Genomic DNA, 11,691 nt, shown 5'->3' on the forward strand with positions numbered 1-11,691 from the left:
ATAGATAGTGGTTTGGCGATTACTATCAGATCAAATTCAGAGCATGTTTTCAAGTTTTATTCCTTAAGATCCAACCTATGAGTAGCGCATACGTATTTAAAACCGATAGTTTACAGATAAATTAAGTGCGTAAATATCGCCTTCGTCTGTATCAAAATATTGATATTCAGCGCTTACCTGCCAGCGTTGAGTTAATCGATAGTCAATCCCAGTCCCGTACGTTACGCCGCCTTCGTCATAGTTTTGCTCAGTTATTAGCGTAGAGTTTGTATCTGTACCTGTTATTGATTCTGCCAGGTTTTTTACATCGTCTTCATTGTAACTTAATTTATTTCTACCATAGCCACCAAATAAAAACACATCAGCTCGAGATGAAATTGGATAATTAGCTTTTACAAATATACTTGTTTGCAAATCAAGGCTTGAATCGATTTGGCTCTGAATGGGTTCTGAGGTTAACGAACCGTCCTGGGGGTTTTGAGTAAAAACAATTCCATTTAAAGGTGCTGATTCATCATTTAAACCAAAACCTACACGCCCTTCTAATGCAAAATATCGCGAAAACTGATAACCAAACCGTCCGTAAAGCGTTGTAAATTGTAGGCTATCACTTTCATGAACATCAATCTGTGTTGAGCCCATACCTACTCCATGGTAGTAGCCGTTTACGTGGAGTATTTCGGCTTGGCTTGAAAATGTATATAGCCCTAAAAGTAACGCGCTTAACTTTATAACTGTTGTTTTCATGTTCACTCCCTAAACGTTATTAATTTTAAATAATGTTGATGTTTTAAAAAGACTTGAGCTAGTCGCTTTTATATTTTGCTTGTAGCTTATCACTTGTAAACATATTGTTCCTTTTTTGTTGAAATTGAAATATGTTTGAACAATATAAAACAATAGATTACAGAATTTTACATAATAGACATTCTGCAATCTCGGTATTTTTAATAACCCATAGAAGAGAATAACGTTAGCACAAACGAATAGTTCTACGCGTCATTCGTTGACTGTTTCACCTGTGAGCCACTACAATACAACATTGAAATTTTTATTATTATTTGAAGGCTCCTTTAATGGTTTTACCTGATAAATTTATATTCTCGATGAGTCGAGTATCTAAGGTTGTGCCTCCTAAGCGCACTATCTTAAAAGATATTTCGTTGCACTTTTTCCCTGGCGCAAAAATTGGTGTACTTGGTTTAAACGGTTCTGGTAAATCTACGTTACTACGTATTATGGCCGGTGTTGACCAAGATTTTGAAGGTGATGCACATCCTCAGCCTGGTACTAAAATTGGTTATTTACCGCAAGAGCCAGTACTGGACGAAAGTAAAACAGTGCGTGAAATTGTTGAAGAAGCCGTTGGCGAAGTTAAACATGCACTTAGCCGTTTAGACGAAGTGTACAACGAGTACGCAATGGAAGGCGCTGACTTTGACGCACTTGCAAAAGAGCAAGGCGAACTTGAAGCAGTTATTCAGGCGCACGATGGTCATAACATCGACAACGTTTTAGAGCGCGCAGCTGATGCACTTCGCCTGCCAGAATGGGATGCTAAAATTGAGCATCTTTCAGGTGGTGAGCGCCGCCGTATTGCTATATGTCGATTATTACTTGAAAAACCAGACATGCTTATTCTTGATGAACCAACTAACCACTTGGATGCTGAGTCGGTTGCATGGTTAGAGCGCTTCTTACACGATTACGAAGGCACTGTTGTGGCGGTAACGCATGACCGTTACTTCCTTGATAATGTAGCAGGTTGGATATTAGAGCTTGACCGTGGTGAAGGTATTCCATGGGAAGGTAACTACTCTTCTTGGCTTGAACAAAAAGATGCACGCTTACAGCAAGAACAAAAATCTGAAAAAGCACGTCAAAAATCAATTGCGCAAGAGCTTGAATGGGTTCGTTCAAACCCTAAAGGTCGTCAAGCTAAGTCAAAAGCACGTATGGCTCAGTTTACTGAAATGCAGCAGTCTGATTACCAAAAGCGTAACGAAACTAACGAGATGTTTATTCCACCTGGTCCGCGCTTAGGGGATCAAGTACTTGAAGTAACTAATCTTCGTAAGAGTTTTGGCGATCGCGTTTTAATTGACGACTTAAGCTTTAGCATGCCAAAAGGTGCCATTGTGGGCATTATTGGCGCGAATGGCGCAGGTAAATCAACACTATTTAAAATGATCAGTGGTGAGCAAAAGCAAGACAGCGGTAGCATCAGTGTTGGTGAAACTGTTCACCTTGCGACCGTTGATCAGTTCCGTGACGGTATGGACGAAAGCAAAACTGTTTTCCAAGAAATATCAGACGGACAAGACGTTCTAAAAATTGGTAACTTTGAGTTCCCAAGCCGTGCATACGTTAGTCGCTTTAACTTTAAAGGTAACGATCAGCAAAAGTTTGTTAAAGACCTATCTGGTGGTGAGCGTAACCGCTTACACCTTGCTAAGTTATTAAAAGCTGGCGGCAATGTGTTACTACTCGATGAGCCAACCAATGACTTGGACGTTGAAACATTACGTGCACTAGAGAACGCTATTTTAGAGTTCCCTGGTTGTGTAATGTGTATCTCGCATGACCGTTGGTTCCTTGACCGTATTGCTACGCACATTTTAGATTACCGCGACGAAGGTCAAATTAACTTTTTTGATGGTAACTACACTGAATACGAAGAGTGGCTTAAAAAGACACTAGGTGCAGCTGCAGCTCAACCTAAACGTATTAAGTACAAAAAAATTGGCTAATATTTATTAATGCTAATTTGAGCCCTGCATTTATGCGGGGCTTTTTTATGCCACCAGCATTGTCTGCACATATATTCTTAGCATGTAGTCAATTATCCGCTATGCTAAATTTATTAAAAACAATAAAGTTAAATTATGCAAAACCGTCGTCAATTTTCTCGCGTGTTATTTTCAACTACTGCCCAACTTGATTTTAATAACCATGAATACCCCTGTAAATTGCTTGATGTATCATTACATGGCGCGTTAATTACTAATTGTGCTGCCTTTATTGGCAACAAAAATAGCCAAGCCGTTCTGTGCTTTACCTTGCCTCAAAGCGATATAGAAATTAAAATGGAAGTAGTCATCTGCCATATTGAAGCCGATCATATTGGCTTAAAATGTCATCATATTGATATAGACAGCATTACCTATTTGAAGCGTTTAATAGAGCTAAACTTAGCTGATGACGAGCTACTCCATCGCGAGCTCGCTATGTTAATTCACGAGACACAATAATAGACTCAATTGAATTAGTTGATTACCATAGGGCAAACTTTTTAACTTGTGAAAACATGACTTTAAATCCACATTTACCTTTGGTGTATCACCCTAACTACTCGTTTAGTTTTGATCCAAAGCATCGTTTTGCAATGAGTAAGTTTGCACATTTATATGCACATGTTGCCGAGCTTGGTTTAATCGGCAGTAACCTGGTAGAGCCAATACTCGGTACGCCAGAGCCACTTGAGCTAATACACTGCGAAAATTACATACACGATTTATGGAATAACCGCCTAGATGAAAAAGCGATGCGCTGTATTGGCCTACCTTGGTCAAAAGAGCTTATGGCACGTACTTTTACAGCTCCTCAAGGGACGCTTCAAACAGCTCGTTTAGCACTTAAACATGGTATAGCGTGTCACCTTGCTGGTGGTACACACCATGCACATACTGATTTTGGCTCAGGCTACTGCATGGTTAACGATTTAGCCTTTACTACGCAAACTTTAATTGAATCGGGTGAGGTAACTAACGTACTTATTTTTGATTTAGACGTGCACCAAGGTGATGGCACTGCCGCCATGTTAGAGCATCAGGCATATGCTTATACTTGCTCTATACATTGTGAAAAAAACTTTCCTTTTAGAAAATCAGCTAGCGATTTAGATATTGGCTTAGCCGATAACATGAAAGATGATGAGTATTTAGGCATAGTTGACGACACACTGCAATTTTTGCTCAAAGAGTTAAATCCCGATTTAGTGCTTTACGATGCAGGCGTTGATATTTGGCAAGGTGATGGTTTAGGTAAACTCGACATTAGCTGGGATGGCATAGTTAAACGCGATCATTTAGTACTAAAACGCTGCCTTGAGCACAATACCCCCGTAGCTACAGTAATTGGTGGCGGCTACGATAAAGATCACCTTCGCCTTGCTAAGCGCCATAGTATTGTTATTGAGCAAGCCGCTCGTTTTTAATGTGAAATAAAAATGTTAAATACTCGTTCTTATTTAATACATACAATAAAAACGAAAACACTATGAAACAACTCTTTATTGCCATCACATTCACTTTATTAAGCTTTATAGTTAGCGCGCAAGAGCAAGACGCTGAAGCAACATACCCTAAATTACCTGCATTAAATCTACAAATGGCCGATGGGTCTGCTCTCAGTACTCAAGATTTATTAGGCCAACCTTACATTTTACATTTTTGGGCAACGTGGTGTCCGTACTGTAAAAAGCTACAGCCAGCACTTCAAAAAATAAATGACATGGGTGTGAAGGTCATTGCCGTTAGTTTTAAAGAGGATGACGATGCTACTCCCGCTAAAGCGCTTAGCGATAGAGGTTATACTTTTAAAACAGCCGTAAAAGCCGATGCAACAGCACAGCAATTAGGTATACGCGGCACACCTACTACATTGTTTGTAAATAAAGAAGGTAATGTAATTTGGCTGACTAATACGTCAAACCCAGAGGACACAAACCTACATTTAAAGGCACGAACATTGTTGCACTCCATATCTGAACAATAATATAGGTCTAAATTTAGTTTAAAAATATAAGTAATATAAACTTTATACTACAATTTAAGCTCATAAATTAATTGAGATTATAATGCGCTTACTACTTACTTTATTACTAATTACTTTAAGTGGCTTTGCCGCAGCTGAAGAAGAAAAAGCAGAACTTCCACCGGTAGACCCCGCTTACAATGCTGAGCACCCTATGGCTTTGGTTAATCAAGGCTCGTCTATTATTGCAATGAATTTACCCACCTATAATTTACCCAATGATGTGCAAGTTGTTTATAAAATAGGAAACCCCGATGTTCCATTTTTAGGCTTTGTTAGAAATGCCGAGTTAATCACCGTAAAGCCACAAGCGTTTAATATTAAGCATTTAATGCGTGGTGAAGAAATTACAATTATTGCCGATATTTACGAGGGTGATTATCAACAAGGTGGCAGTTTAATTTATTCAAAAAAAGAGTTGGTCTTGAGTAAGCAGCTGTATGCCAGAGAACTAAAAAAATTAAGTGAATCATCGCAATGGCAAGACTACGACATGATTACACTAAGCGGTACTGAGCGTATTTATATTCATAAAATTCAAAAAGCGCCGAGCTATAACCATCTTATTTTTGTCGATTTAGTTAATGCATGTATGCAAAAGCTTCGTACCTCAAAACGTGTCCCAGCTGAAAATGAGCTTACTTATAAATTTATTAATTGCGGCACCCTTAAACCACTTTATTACAATGCTGATGATTTTAAAAAGTAAAATAGCGAGTATACGAATGCTAAATAATTTCAATATTCAGGCATAAAAAAAGGCTCTTTCGAGCCTTTGGATTAACTTTGGAATGTTAAAGTTTTTAAATTAGGTAAGTGTTAATAGCTGTGGAACAACGCTATGATAGTCAACAGCCATAGCAATACTTAACGCTGTAATATTAATGATAGAAAACGCGAATACTTTACGTGCCCAACTGGTTACATCAATATTTCGACGATACCCTCTTAGTGCCATTAGCAACCACCAAAAGCTGGTAATACAAGCAACAGCCATAAAAGCAGCACCTGTGTATCCACTAATTGGCAGCAGCATTACAACTAAAGCGTATACAGCAATATAAAGTACGATATGGCGTTTTGCTTTGTCGATACCTTGCGCTACAGGTAGTACTGGAATACCTGCAGCTTGGTAATCTTTAAAGCGAAAAATAGCAATGGCGTAAGAGTGCGGCATTTGCCACAAGCTAAACATAACCAGCAGTATTAACGCGCCCATATCGAACTGGCCTGTTACGGCGCAGTAACCGACTACTGGTGGTACTGCGCCCGAAAGGCTACCTACAAAAGTGCCATATACTGAGTTACGCTTCATGTAGAGGCTATAAACCCCTACATAAATTACGTAGCCAAAGGCTGCAAAAAATACCGCGGCTTGGGTGGTAAAGGCAATAAGTAAACCAAAGCCAATAACGCCCAATAAAATACCGTGGCTAAGTGCAGCAAAGGCCGACATTTCGCCTGTTACTGTTACTCGCGTTCGAGTACGTGCCATGGCTACATCTATGTCTCTATCTATAACATTGTTGATAGCACAACCTGATGCAACCACTAGCGACAAACCAATTAATGTGGCAATCATTAACCATGGGTCTATATCACCGCGCGAGGCAAGTAAAAACCCACCCGCTACGCTGATCAAATTGCCCATAATAATACCCGGCTTTGTCACTGATAAATAACGACGAAACATCTTCAACTCCTAGTACATCATCATTGCGTTTGATTCATATATGATCCAAACAGATAAACCAACCACCATTACGATGATCATGGCACTGAATAGGAATGAGAAAGTATTTGCACGGCCATCTTCGGTCGTAAAATTAAGGTGTAAGAAGTATTTTAAATGCACCCAAATTTGTACTATGGCAAACGTAACAATGCTCCACAGCGTTGTTGCTTTTGTGAAGTCGCCTTCCATTACTATCCAAAATGGAATGGCTGTTAAAATTACTGATAGCACAAAGCCAATTAAGTAAGTTTTAACACTACCATGAGATTCATCATGGTGCTCAGCATGTGTTTCGCTGTGGCTCATTACATTGCTCCCATTAAATAAACAACGGTAAATACACAAATCCAAACAATGTCTAAGAAGTGCCAAAATAGGCTCAAGCAACTTAAACGCGTTACAGTTGCTTTACCTAGACCACGTTTAGCAACTTCTATCATCATTATGGTCATCCAAATTAGACCGGCTGTTACATGTAAACCATGTAAGCCAACTAATGAGAAAAACGATGTTAAAAAAGCACTATGTTGCGGACCATGCCCGTTCACTATTAGGTGGTGAAATTCGTATATTTCCATACTAATAAACACAGCACCTAAACAAAACGTAATAAATAACCAAGTAAGTGTTAATGCCTTTTTTTGCCCTTGAGCGGCAATCATGGCAAAACCAAAGGTAATACTACTAATAAGTAGTGCAGCTGTTTCTACTGCTACAAAGTCGAGTTCAAAAATATCTTTACCCGATACACCACCGGCTGTGTTCATAAATAACACAGCGTAGGTTGCAAAAAATGAGGCAAATAATAAGCAATCGGTCATTAGATATAACCAAAAACCGAATACGGTATCGCCCGATGTATCGTGATGATCATGCGCGTGCGCATGATCATCGTGAGATACAGACTCTAAATTTGCAGATTCTAAATTTGCAGAAAGTGTACTCACGCTTTTAGCTCCTTATTCCCACTTGAATTATATGCAGCTTCAATTTTTGCAATTTCATCAGGTTGTATATAGTAATCAACATCACTGGTGTAACAACGTTTGATAAAGATGGCAATGCCACCAATTAGCCCAACAATAGCTAACCACCAAATGTGCCAAATCATTGCAAAACAAAATGCGGTTAAGCTAGCTGCCATTAACACGCCAGCTGATGTGTTTTTAGGCATATGAATAGGGCTATAGCTTGCTTTACCTTGATAAGCTTGACCTTTTTCTTTTATATCAGTCCATGCATCAATATCATCAATGTGTGGAATGGTAGCAAAGTTATACACTTGTGGAGGTGAGCTTGTTGCCCATTCAAGTGTGTGTCCGTTCCACGGATCGCCTGTTGTATCGTCAAGCGCTTCACGGTCTCTAAAGCTCACATATAATTGAATTATTTGACTAATAATACCAAACATAATAACGACAGCACCGGCTGCAGCAATGTATAGCCAGATGTTCCAATCTGGATTATTAGAGTGGTTTAAACGACGTGTCATACCTAAGAAACCAAGTACATACAACGGCATAAATGCAAGGAAGAAACCGATAAGCCAACACCAGAATGATGCCTTGCCCCATTTTTCGTTAAGCTTGAAGCCCATCGCTTTAGGGAACCAAAATACAAAACCAGCTAGGTAGCCAAATACAGCACCACCGATAATTGTGTTATGGAAATGTGCAATTAAGAATAAGCTGTTATGCAGTACGTAATCGGCACCAGGAATAGCAAGTAATACACCAGTCATGCCGCCTATGGTAAAGGTAACCATAAAACCGAGTGTCCAAAGTACTGGTACGGTTATACGTAAACGGCCGCGGTAAATAGTAAATAACCAGTTAAACAACTTAACGCCTGTTGGTACAGCGATAACCATGGTAGCCATACCAAAGAAAGCATTAACGTTGGCGCTCGATCCCATGGTAAAGAAGTGATGTAACCAAACAATAAACCCTAAAATAGAGATTGCACCGCTGGCGTAAACCATCGATTTATAACCAAATAAACGTTTACCTGTAAAGGTCGAAATAATTTCAGAAAAAATACCAAACGCCGGTAATACTAAAATATATACCTCAGGATGACCCCATGCCCAAAACAGGTTGATGTACATCATGGCGTTACCGCCCAATTCATTGGTAAAGAAATGGAAATCGAGATAACGGTCAAGCGTTAACATAGTAAGCATAGCGGTCAAAATTGGGAATGATGCTGCGATTAAGATGTTTGCCCACGTACATGTCCATGTGAAAATTGGCATTTTCATTAAGGTCATGCCTGGTGCACGCATTTTGATAACGGTCGCTAAAAAGTTTACTGCAGTTAAGAGTGTTCCAAGCCCGGATATTTGCAGGGCCCAAATATAATAGTCGACCCCCACCCCAGGGCTAAAGGTCAGCTCCGAAAGTGGCGGATACGCCACCCAACCTGTTTTAGCAAACTCACCAAACACTAGCGACATATTAATTAAAATTGCACCACTGGCTGTTAACCAAAAACTTAAATTGTTTAAAAATGGAAAGGCAACATCCCGTGCACCAATTTGCAACGGTAAAATTATGTTCATTAAACCGACCATAAATGGCATCGCCATAAATATGATCATAATTACACCGTGAGCTGTAAATATTTGGTCGTAGTGCTCTGGTGGTAAATAACCAGGCGCGCCACTAGTAGCAAGTGCTAGCTGAGTACGCATCATTATGGCATCAGAAAAACCGCGAAACAGCATTACTAGAGCTAAAATAATATACATTACGCCTAAGCGCTTATGATCAACAGATGTGATCCAATCGCGCCAAAGCACGCCCCACTTTTTATGCTTTGTAATTAGCGCAGTAATAACAATTGCAGCTATTAAAATAGCTGCCATCGTAAACACAAGAATCGGCTCGTGAAACGGTATTGCATCGAGTGAAAGTTTACCTAAAAACGACATTATTATTCCTCGTCCTGGCTGTGTGATGGTTTCGCTGAATGTTTGTCCATTGCGTGATGTTGCATACCCATCTCGCCATGTTCGCTCATCGCATTGTGCTTTTTATTCATATCGCCATGCGCCTGCATGTATTTCATAACAATGGTATGAAATAAGCTGTCTTCAACTTTACCGTAATAAGCAACAGGATTATTTTCGCTCGCTTTTGCAAGCTCAACATAATTTGCATGAGTCAGGTTATTAGCGCTTGAATTGGCTTTTATATCACTCACCCACTTATCAAAGTCTGCTTGAGTAGGGGTCGCAATGGCATTGAACTTCATTCCAGTAAAACCTGCACCACTGTAATTTGCTGAGATACCTTTAAACGTTCCTGGCTCATTTGCAATTAAGTGAAGCTTGGTTTCCATCCCGGCCATTGAGTATATTTGACTACCCAATTGCGGAATAAAAAATGAATTCATTGTGCTCTCTGACGTGATTTTATATTCAACAGGTACATTTGCCGGAAACACTAATTCATTAACCGTGGCAATACCTTGCTCAGGGTAAATAAATAACCACTTCCAGTTTAATGACACCACTTCAACAGTAAGATGCTTACCTTTACCTTCAATGGGTTTGTATGGGTCTAACGCTTGGGTAGACACCCAGGTAATAGCACCTAAAATAATTACGATAATAATAGGAACAGCCCAAACTACGGCCTCAATTTTATTTGAATGAGCCCATTTTGGAGCGTAAATTTCATGAGTTTGCGTGTCTCTATATTTCCATGCGAAATATAAAGTCATCACAATAACGGGAACGACTACAAGCAACATAAGCACGGTTGCGATGATGATTAAATTTTTCTCATCAATGCCTATCTGCCCTTTTGGATCGAGTATCCCGCCTTTACAGCCTGACAACGCCAGCACTGTACTAGCTAAAGCAATATTACAAAGGTTACGAATTAACAAGGGAGTATCCTACAAACCTAGAGTTTCAGTTTGCTGCTTTGAATAACAACCAAAGCAACGATTTTTCAATAAAAACCCAAGTTAACTAGAATTAAATTATAAAAATAAGGGGGCTATTCAAAACCTAAAGCTCATGCCATTAATGACCTAGCAACAAACCCAGCTTTCTAAACGCATTTATATAACGTAATAAAAATTAACTTGGGTGAGTGGTGGTTGGCTGAAGTGTGCTTAAAAAACACGGAGCTACTTTGTTTTAGCTAACCTTAATTATTTACAGCAAGAACAAATAATTAAAACCAGCAACAAGGTGTAACCTTACAGACAACCTGTAAAGCTAGGTGGAGCACGACAACCATGTGCAGAGTGCACCGGCTGTATAACTTTAGCCTCGCTAAAAGCAAAGGCTGCTTTACGGAGGATAATTCCAGCACGACGCGCTGGAAAAATATGGAACAATAACCAACAAAGGCCAATAAGTAACTGACTTGAAATGATTGGATGAGCTAAAAATCCGGCAATAGTAAGTAACAGTGGCTCTACAATAAACCCATCACTTAATAGCGCCTCAAGCTTGAAGGCATCCTCTAGTGCACCGCTTAACAACATTACAGTATTAAACACTAATAAAGTTATAGCTACACACACGCCCTTACCCGCTTTATTCAAGCGTTCACACGTAACTGGCTCGCTTGGGGCGAGATCAGTATTGGTATGATGTAAAGAAAGTGTGTTCAAAGACATTAACCTACTTAAATGACTATAACAAAATTAGAGTAATACAGTTTGCAATGGAAAAACTTAAAAAACATTGCTGCTGAAAGCCCTAAAACCAGGTGCTAAATACAATCAAATCCGGCTAGCACATATTTGCCTAGTGAAAATTGATCCGTATCAATCAAACTTTCAAAACTTACTGAAAGTTCGAACGTGAGTATAACAAAGAGAATTTTCTGTTCAACTAAAAATCAATTAATTTGAGTTAAGCTTTCGAAGCTATTTTGTTAATAAAAAATAACACGATAAAAAACATAGGGTTGTTTAAAATAAAAAACAATTTAAAGAGATATATTTAATAGAATTGTAGGCTTTTAGGAGGGAGTAATAATTGTGCCGCACAAATAAAAACAGCTCAAATTCAGTCACCACCGAAATTGAGCCGCTTTTCACACTGACAACATCTTCACACACAATATAAAGATTTTTTGTTTACACTGCGTGGCATTGTAGGGAAATAAAAACAACTC

12 protein-coding genes are annotated in these 11,691 nt (G+C 39.2%); 5 read left to right on the plus strand and 7 right to left on the minus strand.

The genetic code is table 11. From position 1 onward, the window contains the following. Positions 1-96 precede the first annotated feature (96 nt). Positions 97-747 (minus strand): porin family protein, encoded by a 651-nt coding sequence (locus tag GQR55_RS18695; RefSeq protein WP_166421793.1) that lies wholly within the window; start codon positions 745-747, stop codon positions 97-99. A 329-nt stretch (positions 748-1,076) separates the two neighbouring features. Between GQR55_RS18695 and ettA the strand changes: the two genes are divergently transcribed. From ettA to GQR55_RS18720, 5 genes are all read left to right on the plus strand, one after another. Next, complete coding sequence (ettA, locus tag GQR55_RS18700) at positions 1,077-2,750, plus strand: energy-dependent translational throttle protein EttA (protein WP_166421794.1); 1,674 nt, start codon at positions 1,077-1,079, stop codon at positions 2,748-2,750. Between the two features lie 135 nt (positions 2,751-2,885). Continuing rightward, positions 2,886-3,251 (plus strand): PilZ domain-containing protein, encoded by a 366-nt coding sequence (locus GQR55_RS18705; protein WP_166421795.1) that lies wholly within the window; start codon positions 2,886-2,888, stop codon positions 3,249-3,251. Positions 3,252-3,307: 56 nt separating this feature from the next. Then, the gene (locus GQR55_RS18710) at positions 3,308-4,216 is read left to right on the plus strand and encodes a histone deacetylase (RefSeq protein ID WP_166421796.1); all 909 of its coding nucleotides are present in this window, start codon (positions 3,308-3,310) and stop codon (positions 4,214-4,216) included. A 62-nt stretch (positions 4,217-4,278) separates the two neighbouring features. Continuing rightward, positions 4,279-4,776, plus strand: coding sequence for a TlpA disulfide reductase family protein (locus GQR55_RS18715; RefSeq protein WP_166421797.1), 498 nt, complete (start codon positions 4,279-4,281; stop codon positions 4,774-4,776). A gap of 82 nt (positions 4,777-4,858) precedes the next feature. Continuing rightward, positions 4,859-5,524 carry a hypothetical protein gene (locus GQR55_RS18720; RefSeq protein ID WP_166421798.1) on the plus strand — a complete coding sequence of 222 codons (666 nt, stop codon included), beginning with the start codon at positions 4,859-4,861 and terminating at the stop codon, positions 5,522-5,524. 99 nt (positions 5,525-5,623) lie between these two features. On the opposite strand, the gene cyoE is transcribed toward GQR55_RS18720, so the two are convergent. The 6 genes from cyoE to GQR55_RS18750 all read right to left on the minus strand — a co-directional run bounded on the left by cyoE (position 5,624) and on the right by GQR55_RS18750 (position 11,182). Beyond that, positions 5,624-6,508: a heme o synthase gene (gene cyoE, locus GQR55_RS18725; RefSeq protein WP_166421799.1), complete on the minus strand. Its 885-nt coding sequence runs from the start codon at positions 6,506-6,508 to the stop codon at positions 5,624-5,626. Between the two features lie 9 nt (positions 6,509-6,517). Further along, positions 6,518-6,856 (minus strand): cytochrome o ubiquinol oxidase subunit IV, encoded by a 339-nt coding sequence (gene cyoD / locus GQR55_RS18730; RefSeq protein WP_165740406.1) that lies wholly within the window; start codon positions 6,854-6,856, stop codon positions 6,518-6,520. Continuing rightward, entirely contained in the window at positions 6,856-7,497 is a 642-nt protein-coding gene (gene cyoC, locus GQR55_RS18735; protein WP_166421800.1) for a cytochrome o ubiquinol oxidase subunit III, read from the minus strand. Before cyoC ends, cyoD begins: the two co-directional genes overlap by 1 nt. Then, positions 7,494-9,482: a cytochrome o ubiquinol oxidase subunit I gene (gene cyoB, locus GQR55_RS18740; protein WP_165740409.1), complete on the minus strand. Its 1,989-nt coding sequence runs from the start codon at positions 9,480-9,482 to the stop codon at positions 7,494-7,496. Before cyoB ends, cyoC begins: the two co-directional genes overlap by 4 nt. Before the next feature lie 2 nt (positions 9,483-9,484). Further along, entirely contained in the window at positions 9,485-10,444 is a 960-nt protein-coding gene (gene cyoA / locus GQR55_RS18745) for a ubiquinol oxidase subunit II (protein ID WP_166421801.1), read from the minus strand. Positions 10,445-10,762: 318 nt separating this feature from the next. After that, positions 10,763-11,182 (minus strand): hypothetical protein, encoded by a 420-nt coding sequence (locus GQR55_RS18750; protein ID WP_166421802.1) that lies wholly within the window; start codon positions 11,180-11,182, stop codon positions 10,763-10,765. Between the last annotated feature and the right edge of the window lie 509 nt (positions 11,183-11,691).

Source organism: Pseudoalteromonas sp. Z1A8 (assembly GCF_011378855.1).
In the GTDB taxonomy this organism is placed as follows: Bacteria; Pseudomonadota; Gammaproteobacteria; order Enterobacterales; family Alteromonadaceae; genus Pseudoalteromonas.